Origin of the sequence: Acinetobacter sp. 197, assembly GCF_048148385.1 — a bacterium.
In the GTDB taxonomy this organism is placed as follows: domain Bacteria; phylum Pseudomonadota; class Gammaproteobacteria; order Pseudomonadales; family Moraxellaceae; genus Acinetobacter; species Acinetobacter pecorum.
In genome coordinates, this window is record NZ_JAYWZK010000002.1 from 185,031 (window position 1) to 208,456 (window position 23,426).

Below are 23,426 nucleotides of genomic sequence, written 5' to 3' on the forward strand. Positions count from 1 at the left end.
CTCTTTTAGATTCAGTCCTTATGTCGATACATCCTGATCCAAATCTTAACCGTTTGAACGTGTTAGGTGAGCCTTTGTCCAGCTGTTGCTTCGATCCGATTACCGGGTATTTCCGCAATGGCTTTTGCCATACTGCAACCACTGATCTGGGGCAACATACGGTATGTGCGCAAATGACTTCAGAGTTTCTGAATTTTTCCCAAAAAGTCGGTAATGATCTGATTACACCTTTACCGGAACTGGACTTTCCTGGCCTGCAGCCTGGCGATTTCTGGTGTATCTGCGTGACGCGCTGGGTAGAAGCCTATGAAGCCGGTCAGGCACCACCGATCAAGCTGCAAGCCTGTCACAAAGCTGTTCTTGCTTACGTACCGTTAAATATTCTTGAGGAATATGCTGTCTAATGAATTCTGTACAGATTATCTTGGCATCATCCAGTCAAACCCGCAAAGCGCTGATGGATCGTTTGCATATTGATTATATTTCCGTAGTTCCGGATATTGATGAGTCTCCTCGCGGGGAAAATCATGCAGATGATCTGGCACAACGACTGGCTTTCGAGAAAGCCAGATATATTGCTGAACAGAATCCAGAAGCGATTGTGATCGGCTCGGATCAGGTGGCATGGCGTGAAGGTGCACCGGATATTTTTATCGGTAAACCGTTAACGACTGAAAAAGCTATTCGCCAGCTACAAGCCAACTCGGACAAAATTGTATATTTCAGTACGGCGCTCAGTGTGCAGCAGCGATCGACCGGTTTTGAACAAAGTCTGGTTGAACACTATAAAGTCAAGTTTCGTAAACTGTCTCAGGCCGAAATCGAGCGCTATATCGAAATTGAACAACCCTTGCAATGTGCAGGCAGCTTTAAGTGCGAAAGCCTCGGCATCAGCTTGTTTGAAGAAATGATCGGACAAGACCAGACTACACTGATGGGCATGCCGATGATCAAGCTCTGTCATATTCTTCGTGAATTAAAAATTCTGGTTCCTTAATCTCTCCCTTTAAATTCAGGCTGTACTCTATGTCTCAACCTTTAGACGTATTAGGCGGTATGACCGCTGAACAATTCCTTAGTGAATACTGGCAAAAGAAACCTTTACTGGTGCGTAATGCGATGCCTGAAATCGTCAGTTTGCTTGAACCCAACGATGTGATGGAACTTGCGCTTGAAGAACATGTCACTGCCCGTCTCATCAAGCAGAAAGACCGTGATCCGAATCAGTGGAGCGTGAAATCTTCGCCTTTACTCAAAGCAGATTTCCAGAAGATGCCCAAATTCTGGACGCTTTTGGTTCAGGCTGTAGATCACTATTCATTTGACCTGTCGGCACTTTGGAAAAAATTCCCGTTTATTCCACAATGGCGTCGCGATGACATTATGGTGTCTTATGCACCGCAAGGCGGTTCAGTCGGCAAACATTTCGACTTCTATGATGTATTTCTGGTACAAGGCTATGGCCACCGTCGCTGGCAGCTTGGGCAAATGTGTGATGCCGAAACTGCATTCGTTCCAGGTCAACCACTCAAACTGTTACCAGAAATGGAAGTTAATTTTGATGAAGTCCTGGCACCTGGCGACTTGCTCTATGTGCCGCCTGGTCTGGCTCACTACGGCGTCGCTGAAGATGACTGCCTGACTTATTCTTTCGGTTTCCGTATGCCGAATGTCAGTGACATGATGGATCGTGTCGGCGACAAGTTTGCCGAAAATGAAGCTTTACGCAATCCTCTGACTGACATCATTCGTGATCAAATCAGTGCTGCCGGTGAAGTCACAGGCAATGAGCTTGAATATCTGAAAGACAAAATCATGGAGCAGCTGCATAACTCCAATGTACTTGAAGATGCCATTATGAGCCTGATGTCTGAACCCAAATACCCAGAAAACCTTCCGGAAGCTGAGGAAATTGGTACGGGCGACCTGGAAGAGGCATTGGATCAGGGTTATAGCATTATGCTCGAGCCTGCATCACGCCTGCTTTATACTGAAGAAGATGGTGAAGTACTGTTCTGGGGCAATGGCGAAGGTTTATGTGTCTCGGAAGCTTTTGCAGAAAAACTCAAGCTGATTGCCAATGGTGAGTCTGTGATGCTGGATCTGGACTTTGCTGATGAAGATATGCTGGAAGATCTGGCAGATCTGCTCAATGAATCAATTCTCATGCTGGTTCCACCTGCTGAAGAAGAATAAGAAATATAAAAAAGAGGATCAAATGATCCTCTTTTTTTTCTGGCTTAGGAATTCTTTTATTTAAAACAGTTACAGGAATCAAGATCCATACTGACGTTTTAGATAATCCACAATATCTTTCGATTCGAACATTTTCACATTGGTATTCGGGTCGACCAGATAAGGTACCTGAATATTATTTCCCATCACTTCTAAGACATGTTCACGCTTACCGCCCGGCAATGGTTCATATTTACCCGGTTTTAGTCGCAGTTTTGCCAGACCCTGATCCTGCCAGCGCTCTTTCGCTACATTATGGTAGATATAGGGAATTTCTAGCTCAGACAATACACCACGGACAATACGGGTATATGGGCTGGCTTCAAAGCCCCACAGTTCAAGAAGCTGTGCAGGTACAGGTTTATCTTTCTTTAAGGGTTTCGCCATACCACCACGCAGGCCGTTCACCATCGTACCGGCAATGGCGGCAACTGGCACCTTTGGATAATTTGCATATTTGGCTGGGGTTTTACCAATTTTGCCATAATGCTTAAACAGGTGGTGAATAATATCCTGAGATTCGTAGAGCTTATCTCCCGTGTTTTCATCCACTAAAAATGGGAACTGAAGTTTACCGCCCTGCTGTTTTACTTCGGGACGAAAGCGTTTACCACCTCGTGGACATGGATACACTTCGTAATCGAGGTTCAGTAAAGTCATCACTTCACGTACACGGCGACAGAATGGTGAGCCTTCGTATTCATAAAGCTTTAGCGGCTTTTCAGGCTGGTTTGGAAACGGGGTTCCAGTCGTTCCTCGACCGCCTTCCAGAAATGCAGATGCCAATGCCTGTGCTACTTTAATCTGATGACCTAACATATCATCTATCCTCTTTATTATTTTCAAGCCGTGAAAGCTGCAATCTAAACTGCCGAACTTTCACGTTATAGCTGATTTTTGTATGTTTTCAATAAACAGGCTTAGTCCACCAGTTTTTCTTTAGACAAAACGATACCATTATTGTCTGCATAGACGTATTCACCTGATTGAAAGGTAACACCACCGAAGTACAGTGGTATATCAACTTCACCAATGCCTTTACGATTGCTCTTTTGCGGAATCGCAGCTAAGGCATGCACACCAAGATCAAGTTCAGCGATTGCATCGACATCACGCACACAACCATAAATAATTACACCATTCCAATGATTTTTTACAGCTGACTCTGCAATCAGGTCACCCATCAAGGCGCAGCGCATTGATGCACCACCATCTACCACCAGTACCTTGCCGGTTCCATCTGTGGCCAACAACTCTTTCACCCGCGAGTTATCTTCAAAACATTTTACTGTCACAATCTGACCGCCAAAAGTTTTTCGAGCTCCATAACTCTTAAAAAATTTACCGTCCAGACAAGGTGTAACTACTTGAAGCTCTAGCTCAGGATGATCATCTAACAAGTCACAGGTAACAAATGCTGCTGTAGACACGGTGTTTTCCCCTCATTTCATTTTTTGTATACGTAAATTATCATAAATTTCAAATTTTACCGTCTGGGTCAGCGCAGCCTCGACCATAGTATGAGCGACCTGTTCAGCTGTCACTGGCTTGTAAACAAAATTGTCAGGAATAAAACGCGATACTTTATGGTAAACCTGCTGCGCGATATCTTCTAGAAAACGCTGTTCTGGACGTTCACCAATAAGCAATGAAGGCCGAATCAGACTGATTTTATCCAGGGTCAATGTTTGCACATAATCCTCCAGTTCGCCTTTAACCCGGTTATAGTAAAAATGTGATTGCGAATTGGCGCCCATCGCACTCAGCAGCAGGTAATGCGCTGAAGTCTGTTGCAATAGCTCTGCAAAGTGTGCGTTTATCGTATAGTCAATACTATAAAATGCCTGTTTAGATCCGGCTTTTTTCATGGTGCTGCCCAGACAGCTAAAGCCATGGCTATGCTGGCTGACATCCTGATCATTCAGCATCAGGAAATCCTCTAATACCAGTTGTTGAACTTTATCCAGAGCATCCAGATCTTTTTGATATTTTCTGACCACTGCAGTAATCTGCTGGCAAGTGGGTTCTTCCTGCAAACGTTTTATTAGTTGTTTCCCTACCAATCCGGTGGCACCTATAACAACGGGATGAGTCAGTGATTTAGTCATTTTTTATACGATCTCCTAGGTGGAATACTAATCTAACGTTTTCTTTAGAATTTTTCTGCATCTAAAATGTTGTCAAAGCATGTCAAGACTTGACTTCGGTGCTTAGTTTAATCAGAATATGGCACTTGTTTACGGGCTGGTGATAATTCCTCTGATGTTGGTTTTCAGTTGAGTTTCAGCCCGCCCAGACCAATCAATTTCAAGGAGTGCACGAGTGGCAAACTCTGCTCAAGCTAAAAAACGTGCTCGTCAAAACGTTAAAGCACGCAAACACAACGCAAGCTTGCGTTCTATGGTTCGTACCTATCTTAAACGTACATTAGCTGCTATCAGCACTAATGACTATGCTGTTGCTACTGAAGCGTACAAAACGCTTGTTCCAGTAATCGACCGCATGGCTGACAAAGGCATCATCCATAAAAACAAAGCAGCTCGTCACAAGAGCCGCTTGAACGCGCAAGTTAAAGCACTAGCTTCTAACTAATCGCAAATAAGAAAAGCCCTTTTTAGGGCTTTTTTTGTATCTGAAATTTAGAAAATTTAAAGAAAAAATATCAATCTTCATATTCATGCCACCTGGCTGATGTATTTAACCGGCCAATACCGTACTGAGATTGGATAATCTATTTAATAAATTCACAACCAAGTCCTATTTCTACTTTCAAGTTTTTTAACTTATCGATCTTTATCCATCGAGGATGGCGAAGTCGTTTTGTCCTGTTTCGAATTGTCAGTGTCCCGTTTTTGACATGCGGTTAAACCCAAAATCGCGATCAGGCTTAAAACTGTAATAATTTTCATAATTTTTTCTCAAGAAGATTTCCATATCTATCAAGCATAGATAATTTTCAGCGTTACATTATTGAACTTTTATCTTATAAATGTAAAAAATGCTATTTTAGAATTTACTCTTTAACGTTTTAGACCGACGTATAGTTAATGATCAATACAGAAGTTCAGCATCTTTATAAATTTTCCAGCTAAAAATAAAAAACTCAATTGCTGCGAACAATTGAGTCTTGGATAAAATAATTTTATTTAAGAAGTCTGTGAGCGCTTAAAATCAGCAATATCCAGTTCATGTACCTGACCACGCCAGATCCATTTTAGTTTGGACTCTAAAAATATATCTCCCTCGAACCAGACAAATAACCCTTCCATCATTTTTGGCCAGTCTTCCCGACTAACATCCTGACGTCCCGACATCACCGCAATCATTGCTGCCAAAATGGTGTCGTGGCTGACGGCCAGACTCAATCCATATTTATTTTGCGGATGAGTGTTGTAAATCAGTTCCAGCACATCCACCACACCATGAATCGGCTGTTTCATCCCCGGCAAGGCATTATTGACAAAACTGTTAATGAAGCCGAGCGCACCCTGCTTAGCGAAATAAGGTCCGGCTTTTTGAATGTCCAGCACAAAACTGCCAGGCTCAACCAGAAGTCCCTGCTCTATAATTTCAATGTTATGGGTATTTTGCTCAGGAGTGACTGCATCTGCTCCTTCAATCATCAGGGCAGCGGTATCGATACAGCGCTGGATCGGACTTGAAATACAGTGATGGATCATGCGATCCGTCTGATCAGCCAGATAAGCGCCCCATTCTTGCGCCAGATCCCGCCCCTGACTGGTCAGTTGCAGGTCATAACCCGCTAAACCCTGCCCCCGCACATCCTCACGAATCGAATGTCGTGTGAATAAGGTGACAGGCGTCTGTACATCGGGCAATAAATCAATTGCACTCAACATACTCGGAGGAAGCAGTTTCAGGGACACGTTACAGCCTAGTGGATTTGTAATAGCTTAATTACCACTATAACACGCTCAGGATTTTGCTCAATGCTCAGTCTGCATGTCATACACTGCCTGCAATGCAATATTTTTCATCTCATTATTTTTAAAGGCAATGAATCCGCCATTCAGCAAGGTATCCCGATGATTATAGGTAAATGGACGGCCTTTAAAATCGACCAGGCCACCGCCAATCCGTTCGAGCATACATTGACCAGCACTGGTATCCCATTCCGAGGTCGGATGAAAACGTGGATAGATATCCACCTGATCTTCTAACATCAGGCAAAATTTATAGGCACTGCCCGCTTTAAATTCCGTATAGTCAGTGAGCTTGGCCAGACTTTGCAAATACTCGGTATATTTCGGTTTCTGCTGGCTGCTTTGGCTCAACCCTACAGCAAGTATTTTGGTTGTCAAAGACGTTTCATACTCGAACCAGGCCATAGTTCGAATATCATATTTATAAGGCAGTCCCTGCTCTGGACAGAAATAAATCAGTTGCCGCTCAGGAACCGCTAATATGGCAAAAGTGGTTAAACTGCCTCTGACCAGACTTAAATTAATGGTGAATTCAGGCCGTTGGTGCAAAAACTCTTTGGTCCCATCTAGCGGATCAAGCAACCAGAATTCTGCCCATGAGCGGCGTTCATGCTCTTGTCCTTCTTCAGACAATAAAGGTAAGTCTGAAATCTCCGCCAAAGCCCGAGTCAGATAAGTATTAACCCGAAAATCTGCCTGAGTCACCGGCGAATTATCATCCTTTTTAAGGATATCAAAAGCTGCACCAGAACAATAACGCTGATATTCTTCTCGCAAAATTTCACAAGCTTGGATCAAAATGGGCACAAGCTGTAAAACCATCGGGTCTTGTGGCACTGCTATTGCTCTAAACATAGAAAACCTGAATCTCTCAAATGCTCTGAAAAACCTAACATATTTTTCAATAGGCAGGGGTAGACTTTCAAAATATTAATTTAGATATATTTTACTTTACTATTTAATTTTATAAAAATATTCAAAAACATACCTACATTCATAATAAATAGAAGCTCTTAACTGGAGGACTTTGCTACGATTTCAATTCTAGCTGCATACCCGTATTACCCACCAGATGGACTGCTGACGCCCATCGACTATGGCAACCTTGTATTATTTTTCAATATAAAAATGCCCGGATAAGTACCATCATCCGAGCTTTAGTAAAAATATAATTTGTTGGCTAAGAAAATTAATGCATTCCTAAATCAGTAATAGCGATAATCTTAATATCCTCTTTTAAATCAAGATAACTCATGACTTCTTTAGAAATCTGCTCTAGATCAGTTCCACCATGTTCTGCCAGTCCGACAGAAGCATTTTTGAGTTCGACTGTCTTAATTTCACCGTTCTGCATGTAAGCAATTAAATGTGTGGGTTGAGGACCTGATGGCACTCCTAGATTAACGACACTTTGAAAATCAGCATCCATTTTTATTCCTTACAATTTAATTAATGTGTTTCTTATTTAAGCGAAGAAAATAGAGCAAAACAATTGAATGACCTTTATGGATTATTATCCAATTTGTAAAGCGCGACCAGTTGGGTTCTGTGCTGCCAAAGTACATTTTTTTTGCACCTGATGCGTTTCAACCTCATTGCTCGCGTCTACTTATTGCAGATAAACCAGCAACTCAAAGGCCCGATAATTCTACTTATAAAAAACTTTATGAAACGCATTCGTATCCCACCAAAGATCGCAAATGTCTTTAACTGTGAGCTGTTTCAGATATTCATCCCCCTCCTTTCAACACAATAGCGGTATTGCCACACGATATTAAGGTTAGGTATTAGTCGAATCGACGGACCACCCCGATCTGTCACCACCCCCACCTTTTCATGTAGTTGTGCTTTATTGAATTTAAGCCCACCATCACTTCAACCCATATAAATTTTCCTGCCCAAATGCTCTATACTTTGCATATATTCAAGCAGAGCGAAATGATGTATACCCCGATGTACATAATTTTTTCTTGAAAGGTAAATGATTTTGTTGAACTTTGAAATTATTTGATCACCGTTAAAGAACGCGAAAGACAGCTAATTTCATTGAATCTAAAGCTTTTCTACATGCTTTGTTGAACTTTGAAAAACTTTGGAGAATCCTGAATGCAAAGACCGACTATCATTTTCGATATGGACGGCTGGTTTCATAAGCTACTAATTTAAATAATATTTATTTTAAAAATCATTTAAATCATATTTTTATGTACACATTCCTGTACACACTCAAATATATGCCTTATTTCAGTATAAGCAAAAAGCCCTCACTTGGAGGACTTTTCTACAATACTGATTATAGCTGCATGACGTTGCTTACAATCTACATACTTTCGTCGATCATCGACCATCACCTGAATAATTTCTTTTCCTTGACCAGATTCCAATTTCATCAGATCCGGACATTCAGTTTTCAAATTAGCCGGTATTACCAGCTTCGTTGATGAGACGCACCCCGTCATCATCAATACAAGTGTTGATATAAACAGGACGCTCTTTGACCGTTTGCACTTCACGTGTAATAACTTCGGTTTTAACGCGCTCAACTTCTTTTGATTCTTCATACTGCTCACCCGCTTGATTGGCTTTTTCCTGAGCTTCTTTTTCAGCATCAAGATACGGTTTTAGTTTTTTGTTGATTTTGTCCTGACACGTGATTTCAGCATTCAGTACCTTGTTCTGAGCTTTTGCCAGGCGAAAGGTTTGCATCCCACCAATGGCCACGGCGCTCAACAATAGAAATAGGAGAATGCAGATAATCACCTGGTAGAACTTTGCCAAGAATGCTGACATCAGTTCACCTCCATGCATTTGTTGTAGCGTTCCAGCTGGCGAGTCCACACCCCATAGCAGTTATTTGAACGAATGGAACAGTCACGCTTTGCGACATACTTCCACTTCAAAAGTGACTTGCATGCCTGGACATAATCACGTGCCTTCAGGTTTCGCAGCATGGAAGATCCAGACCAAGCACCTGTGCCGTACTGATAAGTAAAATCAAGATAGAGATCATATTCAGGTTGAGAAATTGGAATATTCAGAACAGTTTTATTAAACCGCTGTGCATCCTTGTCCATGTGCAATTTGAGATACTCAAACGCCTGTTTGCGGTCAATCGCCGGATCTGACATTTTGACTCGCACGCCATCTGGATAGACCGTTGTGCCGTGGCCAATGGTCGGCACATCCCCCTTAACTGGAATAACCGGCTTGGATGTATAGCCTTCTTTTACTGCAGTGGCTTTTACCTGCTCTTCACTTGGACCGGTGATCCACATCCCTGCAGCAAGCACCAAAGAAGAACCAAGCACATAGTATTTAGTCTTGTTTGACATCGTAATATTTCTCCCATTGCTCTACTTTTAGTTTGTGGATCTCATCGGCTCGTTTATTTTCAAGTCGCTTGTAATACCAGTTCACTGCGAAGCCACCAAAGGCAAAAAGTATCCCTAGCCAAGCGAGTACATCGACTGAAGCAAGGTACGCTAAGAAACCAGAAGCCGCCCCTGCATAAGTTGTTTTTGAAGCAGCGGAAGAAACAGTCGCCGCCATTTCCATTACTGCTGATTTCTGATCGGACATGCCGCCACCATTATTTTTGACATTAAAAAACCCTGATCTAATTAAAGATCAGGGCTGGTGGTGATTTGTTGAGTAATTAACTTTAGTTAGAAATAAAATTAGACTAAACTTCATCTAAATAGTTAGTTTTTTTTGGATAAATTTTTCAATGGAAAGAAATCTCTCTCTAGATATTTTAAAAATATTTTTAGCTTTTTTTGTTGTTTTCCTTCATACAAAAATATTTTTAGATATTTCACAGCAAACTAGTTTCATCTTAGTTCAAGGATTATTTCGTATAGCAGTCCCACTTTTTCTCATTATTACCGGATATTATTTCTTTCTGATAAATAGCAGGAAACAATTCATTAGGTGGTTATCTAAAGTTTTAATTCTTTATATAATATGGAGCTTGTTTTACTCACCTTTCTGGATTTCTTCAAACATATATAGCTTTATTTTCAATATTCTAAATGGGTATTATGTTTTATGGTACCTTTCCGGAACTGCTATATCAGGTTGCCTGCTTTATGCTCTACGAAATATAAAAAGCTTTTACCTTATTTCTCTTACAGTTTTATTATTTTTCTTTGGTTGTATACTTCAAACCTTAGGTAATATGCATATATTATCTCCATTTTTTGATAAATTATTAAACTTCAACCCGGTACACCGAAACTTTTTATTTGTCTGTTTTCCATTTTTGACCATGGGATATTTGATAAATAAACACAATCATTTCATAAAAGATAATATTAAAATTAAGGCATGGATGATTCCATTTCTTATATTATTAATCATTACTGAGTCCTTAATAAATTTTAATTTTATAAGCAACACGGAAGGGCTAGATCAACTATTTTCCTTATTATTGGTCGCCCCCTTAATATTTTTATTTTTCTTAAATCTAAACATTAAAGGAAAGAGTAAAAATATTGCAACTCTGTCAACAGCAATCTACCTAATTCACCCTTTTTTCATATTATTATTAGATGAATATTTCCAAAATCAAAACACTCTATTGTCTTTGATTGTACTGATGCTTTCTATTGTTTCTGGATTTTTCTTAGTATTCATAAATAAAAAACTTAAATACATTTTATAACCTAAAAAAACCATCCCCTACGGTCTGGGGATGGTTTCAGGGATTAGGTAGCTGTAGCAATAATAACGCCTGCCGTATTAGTACTAGGATTTGAATCTTGAGCTGTTTTAGCAAATCTTAGATTACCAGCTTCATCAATCCAAAGGTGATAATCATATCCGTTGGCGCGTTGAACTAGATGACCTTTGTCGAAATTACCTCCCATCACTAGACCACCCATTCCTAATGTTCCGCCCGTAGCCCCCAAAGTCAATGCAACATTATCAGTACGTCCACGCAAAGAAATTGAAGGGTCAACATTACCGTGGCCAAATTGAATTCGCCCAAGCTCTGAATCCAACCACACGGACGGGTGGTTTCGTAACCCAACTTCCTTCTTCCAGACACCAATACCTTTTTGCCCCATGGCAGTTGCTAGGTAGCGTATATCTGACTTATGCATGGAGCCAAAAACGGAATAGCGACCAATCCCTCCATTTTCTGCCGGTGTATTATTAGCCCCCATAAATACTCCATAGGAGCTATATGCATTCTGGAAAATTGTACCAATCCCGCTAAAGTTATTAATACCTTCGTCGAGAACTTTGGAGCTAGATTTACCACCATCAATACCAAAACATTGATCAAGACGGTTGTTTAAGGACCCACTCATGAAATGAATAGATTGGTTTTTAATTCCTTCTAATCGACAATTTTGGATAATATTTAACTGACCATTGGTCTGGAATACTTTTGCAGAAGTGTGATCTTCCATATTCACGCTGATGAATTGATTGTTGTCACATAGAAACTCACTCTCGTCAGTGTTAAGTGAGATACTCACTACAGTGTTAGCAGCAGGCAACGGTGTTGAATTTGCGTTTGTGATTAACCCACAAATCCATTTATTTTCTGTAACGTAGCCCTGACCATCAACCAAAGCAAATACATTGTTACGCCCATTTGTGCATATGCAATCAAAGTTTTTATTTGCTGCATATCCAGTAGCCCCACTAGACTCCCAGACGCGGTTTTGATTAAACCCATCGACTGATAATCCACTAAAAGTACAGCTATGCAGTGAATGCTCTAATATGCCGATACTTGTTGTGTCTGTATCATCCCACCAAAGTGGTTGACCCAATGCGTTTCTTATTTTGCGAATATCTAGCTTACCGTCTAACTTCAAGCGATTAGGACTGCCACTTGTGCTGAACTGAACACCTGCTGTTCCAATCTCTAAAGCAACATTATTACTTGAGTTGTCGCAATATATTTCAGCGTTTGAAAAGATTCGCACTGGCTTATCAATCTTCATCCCGCCTTTAGAGTAGAATTTACCGATGATTTGAGCTGTTGCGCCTGTGCGCTCACAGAATGACATTAAACGGTTGAATGCAGTATCGATCGGGGTTCCTGTTTTTGTGGTGTCATTGTAGTCAGAAACGCCACCAAAGACAGTAATCGGAATCATTCCGCCGCTAAAAACAGACGGAATTTTCAATCCGACACCATTATGATCAAAATCACCGGTGCCAAAAGGAATAACATCCCAAGCCCCTGAATTATCTCGGGTAGAAACTCGACTCCCTAGATACTGACTTAAATTTGATGTTGAAAAGAAGTCTGTAAATGTACTTATGTACTGATTATTAATCTGATATTGCGTTTTCCCCTTATGAACTACAAAAGAAGAATCCCATCCCTTATCGACAGCAATTTGTGCTAATCGCTCCATTAAGTAGTTGTAGTATTCATCAAGCTGATCTAAAGCTACACCCTGCTTACGGATCTCTTCCATCAGATAAGCTTTTAGCTCATCGTCTTTGCGGTCTACATAGTTTTTTAATGCATCAATACGCGCACCGAGAATCCAGTCAGCTACACCCAACTCCTGAAGCTTCCACCAGATCCAATCAAAGTCTTTATTCACAGCTGGTGGACGGAATGAATTATTGTAAGATTGGTAGTCAGTGGTTCGGCTAAATGGTGTATTTCGCTGCAAGGTAATCTTTTTGCCGGCTACTGGTGCAGTGGTGAATACCACATTCCCACCGACTAAGCTCCAAGATGCAACCGGTGGTTCAATTCCATCCACCAATACAATCAAATGATCTTTTGAATCACACTGAAATTTCAGCGCAAAGCTGGTTGTAGCACCATTTCCAGTGTGCTCGATATACGGCGTTTGTTCTGGAACTGCCATGATCTTCCCCTAATTTTCAAAGTCTAAAGTGGCTTCAACTACGCCACTACTCCCCCTCCAATTAGGGCTTTCATTGACCTCATTATTTCTGTGTATTTTGCCTACGCGTTCCGGCTGGTCTACGATTGCGCCTGCTGCTGAGTCCATGTAATCATCTGGTTGATTGGCCACGGCTGGATTCCATTCGCGCATCTGTTTAGCGGCTGGTGCATCTTCTTCACTGCCGTCTGGATTAGCAACCGCAAGTACAGAAATATGCGCCCAAAGTAGACCGGACATAAGCGGCCCTTCAAGGCTTTCTAAAATACGTTTATTTTTATTCTGTGACGCATGGCGTTCTTCCACGCCACAGCGAAGTTTACGCTTCTTCAGCGCTGCCTTAAGTGAGGAACCTGCAAAGCCGCCAATACCATTGGTCTCAATCACAATTTTGGGAATATGGAATTCTTCAATCAGATCGCATAACTGCCATACCTGACCGCCAATAATTTCACCATTTTCATTGGTAATAATATCGGGACCAGTTAAGGCAATAGATCTATGCCAGTACTTGTTGCCTAGGTCGTCATGCAGTATTAGAGCAACGGTTGAAAGATCTGATTTCAGTTTGCCTGATGATGGGTCCCACTTAGCGGACATACCGACAATACGGCGCTCACCCAGCACCATGAAGTATTCACCATTGGCGCGTTTAAGCACCGGCTCACAGTCATAGGCCAGAATCTTGTCTGGATCAAGACGCACATCACCAATAGGTTTGGCATGCATCTGATACTGTGAATCCCATTCATTCAGGGTTTTACATTCTTCGCGCCGGAACTCCATTTCTTCCGGTGTGAATCGTTCTTCCCAAAGCCCTTCGGAGTAGAAATCCACGATATAGTTTGATTCAAGGAATGTAATTTCCCAGACATTTTTTAGCTTTCGGCATTCATAGTGCTCACCTTTATGCAGATACTTTGCACCAACGCCAATGCCTGAGAATCCATGAACCGGCTCAAAATCAAGTAAAACCTTCTGGCCTTTCTGCGTATCCTCAAAACGCTTTTCGTGCTCAAACATTTTGAGAATTAATTTATCTACCTTTCGTTGTTTTTTAATTTTTTCATACAGTGAATCGTGGGTGTGCGGTGTACCGATCCAAAGCTTTTTTGCACCTGGTATGGCAATGTGTGTTTGTTCAGATAATTTTTTCGGCAGCTTTTCCCGTTGTTCCGGATTGGCCGTGGTCTGTGGTGTCTCAACGTCATCATTCTGGATAAAGTGCGCACGGTGGCCTGTTACACCAGAAAGAATCCCTTTGGCCAGCATGGTGCCGTATCGAACATCTAGCGTGCCATTTACAAACCAGCGTTCAATTTCACCCTGACGGATGCTGATATTGTGATTATCAATACACAGCGGATGCTTTTCGAGTACATCACGTGTGCCTTTTGAACACTTATATGCATCTGAATCAGTTGTTCCCTGGTGCAAAATCTGTGTGTGTGGCCAGCAGTAAATTACCCAGGCGTTAAACACATCCAGAATACTCGACTTGGAATGCCCACGCGGAAGCATAAGCAAGCCTGTACGCCCTTTAAGATAAAATCCTTCAAGGAAAATACAGACCTGAACATGGAATAGCGGAACCTTCCAGCCTTGTAGCTCAGCCCAAAGCAGAAAGAACGCTAAGAATGAAATCTTTGGTTTGGTCATTAGCTAAGGCGTTGTTTAAGTTTTGCAGCTGCTTCTTCGGCTTTTTTAATCAGTTGCTGTTCGTATTTCTCCTGTGTTGCTGCTGTTGCGCTAATTGGTGGGATCTTGCCGGATTTAACATCTAAAACACGTTGCAGGGTCGCCATAACGCCAGCTTGGTTTTTTACGATGCCATACAAAAAGGCTTTATCCCCACGCCCTACTTTTGTTTTGATATCAGTATCAATAGCAGCTTCCGCAGTACTTACCATGTCGTCTGCAATTTCTTCAGAAAGTAATTTGATTCGTTCTACCTGGTCATCACGCATAAAAAATCCCCCGTATATAAGCCATATATACGAGGGTTTAGGCTGGGCTTTATTGGGTGTCCTACTTACTGCACGACACGTTCAAAATCAGGCATCTGAATATCACCTACATCATCACCCCAGAAGCGTGTCCGGTCGTGCTGACGTTCAGCTTTACGCAATAATTTTTCACGGTATCCAGGTGCAATCATGTCCTGCATTTCATCAAAGATCAGGCGATTAGTCGCAGCCTTGGTGTACCAAAGGTTTTGCGCAGGGATCTTGTTCTTGAGCAAACGGAATGCTTCATTAGATGCGTTGGTGTCCTTGTCATCGTAGTACTGCGTCAGGTTGCCTACAGTCAAACCGAGCACAGCTTTAGCATCTGAACCCAATGGACCCACCATAAAATCAGAAGCACTACGCCCTGAAGTGTCTGTACCTGCAACCAGAATATCACCCAGAATGGATAGACCACCACCCTGAACCGCTGAACGTGTCCAGAAGTTCATAGCCTTTTGCGGATCGTCACTATCCCACATGGTCGAAGGGTCATTGCCGTTGGCCAGTTCTTTAAGCTGTACCGCCAGTGCACCCAGTATGGTGGTCATAGCAAACAATGAAACCCCATAAGCCGCCTTGCCTTTCACACCATCCTGTGCCATTGCACGTGAGCCATGACGCATAAGAAATGATGCTGGGAATGACTTAAACTGAAGCATGGATTTCACCAGCTCACCCATGCCTGTGCCTTTTCGCTGCCCTGCGCTCATCCATGTACGTTCACGCAATCCGGCCTCAACTACCGCCATTCCCTGTTCATCCAGCAAGTGTGCCTGAAATTGTGTTGCGACTTCATCACGCACCTTTTGTGGGTCGCCAAACCTAGTCAAATCATTATCTGGAATTTCATAGATTGAACGTGCCGACATCAACTGATTGCCCTTACGATCCACCACCGGATTAGCCAGGCGCATGACTTCCCATGCCCGTTCATTCAGTCCGGTTTTTTCCATGAGCTCACGATCCATTGCATCCAGATCAGCCCATGCTTTATCACGGGTCAAAGTGCCGTATTTATGCATAAGCATCTTGGTAAAGCCGACTTTTGACGCTGCTGTGAGTGCATTCAGGCCAGATATGCGCATAACTTGTGAAGCAATCCCACTAGATACCCGAGCCAGTTTCTGTGACTTGCCATATACTGAAGTCAATCCGTCATCAGACCAACGTGCAATAGAGCCGAGCATTTCTTCTGTGGCCAAACCTAAGCTGTGCGCTAGCTCCCGATCTTCTTTATTTTTTGGATTTAACTGTGTGAGCAACTCACCGAAGGTTTTGCGGAAGGCAATGCCATGGATCGATGCAGTCTTAGCAATCATGGCCTGATCGGTGACGGATGAAATTGTGGTACCACCCAGCATAGATGCCACGTTCATTGATCGGTACGCTAAACCCATATTGGCCAGAACTTCGGATTGCGGTGTATTCTGCCCTGAGAACTCATCAAACATGGTCTGTGCACGTTTACGTGACTTGCCTGTATCGTTTGCATCAATGCCTTTTTGCCAGTCCTTTTGCTCTGCTGCGTCCATCAGGATGCGCATGGCATTTTTAGGACTACTGCCAAGATTTTCCACCAGTGCAATGTCTTTAGATAATCCATTGACGTGCGCTTCGATTAGATCCACAAACGGCATGCCGCCAAATTCAGCCTGATACTCCATCCAAGATTCAGCATCCTTAAAATGCAATACACGGCTTTCAGAATGGCGGCTGGTCACTTTGGAATTACCACCAAAGGACTGCCGACCAATTTCGGTTTTATTAGCACCGTTGCTGCTCAGTGTATCGAATGAGTATTCAAGCAGTTCACGGATCTCTTGCTGTGAATAATACGATCCGTCCTCATGCACGTATTTTGAAGTGTCGATTAAGCCTTCTGCTTTTTGCACCCATGCCTGTTTGCCCGCTAATACAATCTTTTCAAGGCTATGCGTCTGCGGTAATCCCCAATCATCCAGCTTTCCAATATCACCGCCGGCACGGTTAAAGCGTTCACGCATGCCTTCAAAGACTTCGCCCATTTTGTCGCTGATCTTCTTGGCCAACGGATCGCCGGTACTGTCATTGAAGCGTTCACGGACAATTTTTTGCACCAGTTCTGCATCAGTAAATACACCTAAACCGCCTTTGATGTTGGTATAGAAGTCCACTAGATCACCACGGTAAACGGATGCAATCGCACGTGCTTTGGAGTCAATAGACTGAATGCCAGACATATCACCGTGTGCTGCAACCATACGGTCTACAACTTCACTGGCGGTTAAGGTCGGATGATCAAGCTGTGCAAGGTTTTTGTTCTGGGTCAGAATGTCACGTGCGGCAATAGCATGCTTTCGTTTTAATTGTGCCTGAATATCCTGTGCCACAAATTCACCGGCTTTCACCAGTTTTTCAGCATCGGATAAATTGCGCCAGTTCTGAATATCCTGCTTGGCCAAAGATTTCATCGCGTCCTTGATCCGGTTTTCAATATCGGTTGCTTCTTGCTGGTTTAGTGTTGCCTTGCCGAGCGCCTTCGCTACGGCGGCCTTGCATTGGTCTTTCATAATAAAAATGCCCAGATAATTTTCATCATCTGAGCATCTTTTGAAAAACTATTTGCTGTGTATTAATAGGAGCAACTATTTTTTATAGTGTTTTGAAATGATACAGAACCTGAACTGGAATCTTCAATAACACTTTTTTTTCAATTTGGTTTCCAATTGGATGCCCATTCATCGTCATGCGTGATTTTGGAATAGTTATTTCAATTTCAAAATCGTCACTAATATCGTAAAGAGTGCTTTTTTTATCAAATTCCTCTAACGCAGATTTTAAGTGTTTGCGATTAAACCACATGAAATCTTCTTGCATATTTACAGCATAAATTTCTTTAGAGAAATAAAATCCGACGCAATCACCAGTTTTCAAAGTTTCAGGAATTTCTTGATTCAATAAGGTTCTTGCCGAGTTACTAAGGTAAAGAATATCAGGATCTTTATCGAACTCCCTCCTTACCTCTGAATACCCATCACTGATTTTTTTACTAATCATAATATTCCCTTTGATCTAATTTTTAAAAAATATCGCATAAATATAATGTTTTTCCAATATTTTATTCCCCAAACTGTAAAGCACAACTAATGGCTGTTTGTGCGGCCAAAGTATCCTCTTGTGCCTGACGCGCTTCAGCTTCCAGTTCATCCAGTCGTTCACGTAAAGACATGGTGATTTCTTCCATTTCTCCATCTGGTCGCATACGGCTAACTGAAATCTGCTGATCCGGATTCTGCATGATGATGTCTAAAGCGGCTGATTCTTCTGGTCCATCACCAAACAATGAACCTTGTCGCGGATCGCCCATGGAATCGATTTCATCAATCTTGGATTGAATATTCTCACCAATGGCTTTTGTACTGCGCTTGTTCTGGTCAAAGACATTCAGGAAATCACGCGCACCAGGTGACAGTCCATCATCAATAAGCTGACCTTGATTTAAATAATCCGGTACGGTCTGGCCATTGGCTTTCAGATCACTGAGCTTTTGCGCTGCCTGTGCCAAGTCTTTTGCCAAAGTGTTTTGATGACGACCACCCTGCTTCACTAAGCTATCAAGCTGTGCCAATTGTGGTGCAGCACGGAGCAAGGCATTCAATACTGTCTTGCTGTCATCATCCAGATTTTCAGCCATACGGCCAATCAAAGACGAATCCTCATAGGTGCGTTGCATAATGGCCGATTCAATACGGCGTTTCCCTTCCTGGCTTAATCGTCCGTCACCGGTAATCACTGTGCCCTGTTCTGACTTTGGCAACGACCCCACAAAACCGCGTACAAAGTCCATAGAGCCATCTAAATTAATTGAGCCATCATTGTTGATCTTGAGCAAGGAGGCATCAGGCAGACGATCTGAATCGCTTACAGCACGTTCTGTTGCAGAGTACTGCGCAACATCGGATTCATTGGCCAGTTTTGCAAATTGCGTACGGTCGGTATCAGTTAAACGTGTCCGGACTAAAACAGGATTATTAATACCAGCAATATCAATACCGCGCTCTGCTGCATATTGTTCCAGGAATGCCCGATATTCTTCAGCACGGCCCGACTCATAAGCTTTTGCAATGGCCAGTGTACGACCGTTACCAGACTCAACCACATTATCCATGCCGATAATCGGTGCACCATCAGACAGCTTTGGAGATTCGCCAAGCAACTCAGGTCGCAGATCCTCTGCCATACGTTCAATCTGTTGACGTGATGCTTCCCGGGTACGGTCACGTGGTTGTAGTTCAGATGGATAAAGCGGATTCACACCATAAGCCAGATCATTCGATGCAATCAGTTCATCCAGTGATTTGACCTCATAAGCCATGTCATAGCTGCTGCCATCCATGCCAATTGCAGTACTGGTACCATTGCCACCATATCGAGCGCTTAGACTGTTCCACTTGTTACGCCATTTGCCAATAGCCTGCCCGACCGTCATACCCTCCATGGCATTGTTTTTCACAATAGCATTGGCATTCTTTGGATCGTATTTACGAACCACATCGATCAAAGGAGTATTAGGATCTGCCTTTAATACTGCAGACGCTCCACCTGGTCCAAGTAAATGCCCTAAATAATGCTCATGCGGTTGCAGTTCACGGCCAATACTTTTCTTAATATGGCTTTCTGCCTGCTTCATGTGCTTGAAGCCAATGCGAATCTGCTCATCAATATTAGATCTATCACCACCGCCCAAGTTACTCCACGACTTATCCAGCACCTGAAACAGACCATGTGCGGATGATGTTGGATTTTTGGCTGTATGGCTGAATGAACCGCCCGTTTCAATATGGGCAATGGTTAAAGCTACATTTGGAGGAATCCCGGCCTGTTGTGCTTTACGTGCAATCGTTTTGGCATTGGTTGGTAAGGCCATAGTGTCGTAATTGACTGGCTTCTGTTTATCCTCACCCTTCACCGGATGCACCACGTTCACCGGTCGACCCATGCGCAGGGCTTCAGTTGCTGTATCCAAGTTTTTAATATGGTTATTGGCCTGAACCGGATTGGCTGGCTTCACTGGTGCCAGTGTTTGCTCAAACTCCAATTCATTTAAAACCAGTGCCGCCTGCTGTTGTTCTGGTGTGACATCGGAATTGTTAAAATACTTACCGGCACCGCGTGCTGCACCAAAAAACAGGGTATTCAGCAAGATATCTGTAGTGACTGATTCGGCTGTGACTTCGTATTTTTTGGCCTGTTTGTCGTAGCCTTCAGACTCAAGAATTGCACCGGATGCAGCTTGACCACCAATGGATAGACCAGATGCACCACCGACGGAAAGCAGGCCATCTTTAATCACGCCACCTGTGCCTTTAAAACCATAGGACATAGGCAATGCAGTTGATACCGCAGCCACAGCACCATCAGTCAAAGCAACTTTTAAGGCGGTTTCTTCGTCCACGCCGTCACGGGTTAAATCTCCATAGACATAGTTGGTTTCTGATCCACCAGTAACAGCAGCAGCACCGGCAATACCACCAACGGCGCTACCAACCACAGCACGTGTTGCATAGTCGCCTAAACTGAATGCAATATTGCCCACTGTGCCGGTATTTTCTTTGTCTTGCAGATAATCAATCGATTCATACACCAGATCATCACGTGCCTTCTGCTTGCGTTCCTTGTATGCAGAATACGGCTCGCTAAATTCCTCTTTACTAACATCCTCAAGGGAATATGAAACACGGTCTACAACCGCATCGATTGGCGCAGCAATTGCATCACCCACTTTGGCAAAGCCAGCTGCCGCACCACGAAACGGTGCAGCCACTTTAAACAGTGCGCTAGATTCTTCTTTCTGCTCAATGGGTGCATAACTCACACCTGGTGCATTAAGTTGATCAACCTGCTTTTGATCACTGCTTGAGTATTCAGATAGCCAGTTACTCATTACTTGGTTGCTCCCTGCATATTGATCCGCCACATCACGCCACCCACTTGCAACGGCGTACCACGTTCATTGATCAGGTCATATTGGATCTCGCCTTTCTTGGATCGCTTATCTGACCGGCGCAGGCGTAAATCTTGCAGTTCGGCTGTGCTGATACCAGTGGCCTGAGAAATCGCGGCATAACCTTTGCTGACTTCACTTTCAAAGCGATCATCATCCATGCCGTATGGCTTCGATACCTTCCATGTCTTTTGGTTGCCGTACTTCACGCCTTGTTCATATACGCCACCAGTCGCCATGCTTAATGCAGTCTTGGTTAGATCCTTGCTCATATCGTCTTTGTCTTTGTGCTGGTAGCCATTGCGCTCAGATAGATGCACATAGATCGACTTGAATGCCGAATAAGACATATTCGCCGTTTCTCCGGAGACAGAATTACCCACGTACTTATTGAACTCAGAACGCAGTAAATCATCCTTTGGAACAACTAGGGCTTTGTTCTTCAATGCCTGAGTACCTGAAATAATCGCTGCTGCTACATCTTCACCATCACGTGAACGATAATTATTGGCACGTGCCACACCGGCCATAAGGTATGACAGATCACCACCGCCAAGCTGACCCATGGTTGCTGACCAGATCTTGCTGCCATTCGGTACGCCTTTAGACTGATTGATTAGTTCACCAATAAAATCCAGTTTGTCATTCACAGACTTTGCTTCGAATGCCTGCTTAGCCTCTGCCAGATCTTCTGCAGCAATAGGTTTCACCACAATGTTTGGATCTTTAAGCGCCAATTGACTCACGCCGTTATCAATCGCTTTGGCAGCAAATGATTTTGGATTGGCTTTCAGCTCGCCAGCATTCAGGCTATGTGTTTCCAAGCCTGCTTCACGAACTGCCTGGTTCGGATTATTTTTTAATGTTTCTGTCTTTTCCTTATGAATAGATTCATATACGCCTAATATCTTTTCTTCATTCACAGCATCAGTGGTCTTACTATTCTTGGCACGTACCTTCTGCTCATTGATACGCTTTAGTTGCTCAGTTGTAGACAGATTGGAAAAGCTCTGGAAGTTATTCGACTGTGATTTGTAGAAGTTATATTCGGCCTCATGTTCAGTACCGACTACTGCACCACCTACGCGTGCCAGATAACTATCATCCAACGCACGACCAGTCAGCACCTGAGATTTAAAATCATTCAGAACTTTGCCGGCTAATTGCAGACGTTTATTTTCTTCTACCTCAACCTGCTTATTAATTGCATCAATCCGGCTGAGGGCCTGCGCTTTTTTCTGCTGTACTTGTGGACCATCGATATAGCCATATTTACCGCTGTCCATATCCTTGATAAGTGTTTGAAGATCCCCAGTATTCTTACTCTCAACAGCTGAAGTAATACGCCCATCGATATCCAGAACGTCACGTGTGGATTCATAGCCATAGATTCGTGCCTGTTTTTCAGCCTCAGATAGATTCAACGTGGCCAGATTCGATTCAAGATATTCACGCCCAGCCTGTCGATCCATACGTGTACCAATCTCTGTCATACGGTCAGCCAGTACAACACCTTTTTTAGTATCTGCGCTTAATTGCAAAGGTAGGAATCCAGTCGCATTACGGCTTATATTGCTGGACCAGTGATTTTTTAATGACTGTTGCGCATGTCCTGGCATTTCACCTTCAAGCTGCTTGAAACGATTTTCCGACCATTGTTGTAATGTTTTATTGGCTACGTCTGCGTTCATTGCACCGTTGGCCACATCGTTTTTAAGCAATGTAACCTGCTCTGATAATTCTGTAGTCAGTACATCATCAAGCTTAACTTTGGCTTCTTTTTCTGCCAGATCGTTGTGATACAGCTCTGCACGTTTTGCAGATACTTCTGCTTCTTCCTGCTTGCGATTACGCTCATCAAGAACGTCACCAATAGCATTGCCAATACTTCCGAGTCCGGTCATTGGCGTATGCTGCTGCATAACTGGTCGAGACGTATCCCGACCTTGAGATTTTGGAATTAACGCCATTATTTCCACCCCATCGCTTTAGCACCAACGCTTACAAAATCAGAAGCTGCATTCATGCCATAGTTGTTGCGCTGCATTTTTCCCTGCATACGAATCTGCTTTGCCTGATAATCAGCATCAGAGATATTGAGCGAGGCGTTATAAGCCGCATCAGAAATATGCTCATCCTGAAGCATCGCTGCTGCACCGGTATCTACATTTACACCATTTTCCGCAGCTACGGCACGCGCCGTTGAAGCATTGCTTTTACCCTGTCGCTTCATTTTCTCAGCTTCGGCCAGTGCAACGGATCTCACTGTTTTAGCATTGCCTTTAGCTGTCGCATCTGCCATCTGGCCATTTGCTAAATTCTGGACACCACTAAGAGCATCACTAATAATATTCTTACCCCCGCACAT

23 protein-coding genes are annotated in these 23,426 nt (G+C 43.0%); 5 read left to right on the forward strand and 18 right to left on the reverse strand.

Annotated features, from left to right (window positions below; translation table 11 throughout):
* Positions 1 to 20 precede the first annotated feature (20 nt).
* The 3 genes from VXQ11_RS03485 to VXQ11_RS03495 are packed head-to-tail and all read left to right on the forward strand — an operon-like array spanning position 21 to position 2,196.
* Positions 21 to 404, forward strand: coding sequence for a DUF2237 family protein (locus VXQ11_RS03485; protein ID WP_004279857.1), 384 nt, complete (start codon positions 21 to 23; stop codon positions 402 to 404).
* Positions 404 to 997, forward strand: coding sequence for a Maf family protein (locus VXQ11_RS03490; protein WP_416681081.1), 594 nt, complete (start codon positions 404 to 406; stop codon positions 995 to 997). The genes VXQ11_RS03485 and VXQ11_RS03490 overlap by 1 nt, the downstream gene beginning before the upstream one ends.
* Before the next feature lie 29 nt (positions 998 to 1,026).
* Complete coding sequence (locus VXQ11_RS03495) at positions 1,027 to 2,196, forward strand: JmjC domain-containing protein (RefSeq protein WP_416705425.1); 1,170 nt, start codon at positions 1,027 to 1,029, stop codon at positions 2,194 to 2,196.
* A 78-nt stretch (positions 2,197 to 2,274) separates the two neighbouring features.
* Here VXQ11_RS03495 and VXQ11_RS03500 read toward each other — a convergent pair whose 3' ends face one another.
* From VXQ11_RS03500 to VXQ11_RS03510, 3 genes are all read right to left on the reverse strand, one after another.
* Entirely contained in the window at positions 2,275 to 3,054 is a 780-nt protein-coding gene (locus tag VXQ11_RS03500; protein ID WP_416705426.1) for a glutathione S-transferase N-terminal domain-containing protein, read from the reverse strand.
* Between the two features lie 101 nt (positions 3,055 to 3,155).
* Complete coding sequence (gene rraA, locus VXQ11_RS03505; RefSeq protein ID WP_416705427.1) at positions 3,156 to 3,665, reverse strand: ribonuclease E activity regulator RraA; 510 nt, start codon at positions 3,663 to 3,665, stop codon at positions 3,156 to 3,158.
* A 12-nt stretch (positions 3,666 to 3,677) separates the two neighbouring features.
* Positions 3,678 to 4,343, reverse strand: a complete 666-nt coding sequence (locus VXQ11_RS03510; protein ID WP_064096052.1) for an NAD(P)H-binding protein — start codon at positions 4,341 to 4,343, stop codon at positions 3,678 to 3,680.
* A 214-nt stretch (positions 4,344 to 4,557) separates the two neighbouring features.
* Here VXQ11_RS03510 and rpsT point away from each other — a divergent pair, with 214 nt between their 5' ends.
* Complete coding sequence (gene rpsT, locus VXQ11_RS03515; protein WP_005096723.1) at positions 4,558 to 4,827, forward strand: 30S ribosomal protein S20; 270 nt, start codon at positions 4,558 to 4,560, stop codon at positions 4,825 to 4,827.
* Positions 4,828 to 5,018: 191 nt separating this feature from the next.
* On the opposite strand, the gene VXQ11_RS03520 is transcribed toward rpsT, so the two are convergent.
* The 7 genes from VXQ11_RS03520 to VXQ11_RS03550 form a co-directional block, all read right to left on the reverse strand.
* Positions 5,019 to 5,144 (reverse strand): hypothetical protein, encoded by a 126-nt coding sequence (locus tag VXQ11_RS03520; protein ID WP_257220449.1) that lies wholly within the window; start codon positions 5,142 to 5,144, stop codon positions 5,019 to 5,021.
* 237 nt (positions 5,145 to 5,381) lie between these two features.
* Positions 5,382 to 6,122, reverse strand: coding sequence for a histidine phosphatase family protein (locus VXQ11_RS03525; protein WP_064096051.1), 741 nt, complete (start codon positions 6,120 to 6,122; stop codon positions 5,382 to 5,384).
* A 60-nt stretch (positions 6,123 to 6,182) separates the two neighbouring features.
* Positions 6,183 to 7,034: a 3'(2'),5'-bisphosphate nucleotidase CysQ family protein gene (locus VXQ11_RS03530; protein WP_416705428.1), complete on the reverse strand. Its 852-nt coding sequence runs from the start codon at positions 7,032 to 7,034 to the stop codon at positions 6,183 to 6,185.
* A gap of 334 nt (positions 7,035 to 7,368) precedes the next feature.
* Positions 7,369 to 7,608, reverse strand: a complete 240-nt coding sequence (locus tag VXQ11_RS03535) for a hypothetical protein (RefSeq protein WP_064096049.1) — start codon at positions 7,606 to 7,608, stop codon at positions 7,369 to 7,371.
* A 986-nt stretch (positions 7,609 to 8,594) separates the two neighbouring features.
* Complete coding sequence (locus VXQ11_RS03540; protein ID WP_416705429.1) at positions 8,595 to 8,969, reverse strand: hypothetical protein; 375 nt, start codon at positions 8,967 to 8,969, stop codon at positions 8,595 to 8,597.
* Positions 8,969 to 9,511, reverse strand: a complete 543-nt coding sequence (locus VXQ11_RS03545) for a glycoside hydrolase family protein (protein WP_416705430.1) — start codon at positions 9,509 to 9,511, stop codon at positions 8,969 to 8,971. The genes VXQ11_RS03540 and VXQ11_RS03545 overlap by 1 nt, the downstream gene beginning before the upstream one ends.
* Positions 9,495 to 9,758, reverse strand: a complete 264-nt coding sequence (locus tag VXQ11_RS03550) for a holin (RefSeq protein WP_416705432.1) — start codon at positions 9,756 to 9,758, stop codon at positions 9,495 to 9,497. Before VXQ11_RS03550 ends, VXQ11_RS03545 begins: the two co-directional genes overlap by 17 nt.
* Before the next feature lie 148 nt (positions 9,759 to 9,906).
* Here VXQ11_RS03550 and VXQ11_RS03555 point away from each other — a divergent pair, with 148 nt between their 5' ends.
* Positions 9,907 to 10,842 (forward strand): acyltransferase family protein, encoded by a 936-nt coding sequence (locus VXQ11_RS03555; protein ID WP_416705433.1) that lies wholly within the window; start codon positions 9,907 to 9,909, stop codon positions 10,840 to 10,842.
* 43 nt (positions 10,843 to 10,885) lie between these two features.
* On the opposite strand, the gene VXQ11_RS03560 is transcribed toward VXQ11_RS03555, so the two are convergent.
* From VXQ11_RS03560 to VXQ11_RS03595, 8 genes are all read right to left on the reverse strand, one after another.
* Positions 10,886 to 13,027, reverse strand: coding sequence for a hypothetical protein (locus VXQ11_RS03560; RefSeq protein ID WP_416705434.1), 2,142 nt, complete (start codon positions 13,025 to 13,027; stop codon positions 10,886 to 10,888).
* A 9-nt stretch (positions 13,028 to 13,036) separates the two neighbouring features.
* Positions 13,037 to 14,725: a phage terminase large subunit gene (gene terL / locus VXQ11_RS03565; protein WP_416705435.1), complete on the reverse strand. Its 1,689-nt coding sequence runs from the start codon at positions 14,723 to 14,725 to the stop codon at positions 13,037 to 13,039.
* Complete coding sequence (locus VXQ11_RS03570; protein ID WP_416705436.1) at positions 14,725 to 15,033, reverse strand: hypothetical protein; 309 nt, start codon at positions 15,031 to 15,033, stop codon at positions 14,725 to 14,727. The genes terL and VXQ11_RS03570 overlap by 1 nt, the downstream gene beginning before the upstream one ends.
* A gap of 65 nt (positions 15,034 to 15,098) precedes the next feature.
* A complete protein-coding gene (locus tag VXQ11_RS03575) occupies positions 15,099 to 17,624 on the reverse strand; it encodes a hypothetical protein (protein WP_416705437.1) in 2,526 nt (841 codons plus the stop codon).
* An 82-nt stretch (positions 17,625 to 17,706) separates the two neighbouring features.
* Positions 17,707 to 18,111, reverse strand: a complete 405-nt coding sequence (locus VXQ11_RS03580; RefSeq protein WP_416705438.1) for a hypothetical protein — start codon at positions 18,109 to 18,111, stop codon at positions 17,707 to 17,709.
* A gap of 61 nt (positions 18,112 to 18,172) precedes the next feature.
* Complete coding sequence (locus VXQ11_RS03585; protein ID WP_416705439.1) at positions 18,173 to 20,998, reverse strand: lytic transglycosylase domain-containing protein; 2,826 nt, start codon at positions 20,996 to 20,998, stop codon at positions 18,173 to 18,175.
* Positions 20,998 to 23,028, reverse strand: coding sequence for a methyl-coenzyme M reductase (locus tag VXQ11_RS03590; RefSeq protein ID WP_416705440.1), 2,031 nt, complete (start codon positions 23,026 to 23,028; stop codon positions 20,998 to 21,000). The genes VXQ11_RS03585 and VXQ11_RS03590 overlap by 1 nt, the downstream gene beginning before the upstream one ends.
* Positions 23,028 to 23,426 carry a hypothetical protein gene (locus VXQ11_RS03595; RefSeq protein WP_416705441.1) on the reverse strand — a complete coding sequence of 133 codons (399 nt, stop codon included), beginning with the start codon at positions 23,424 to 23,426 and terminating at the stop codon, positions 23,028 to 23,030. Before VXQ11_RS03595 ends, VXQ11_RS03590 begins: the two co-directional genes overlap by 1 nt.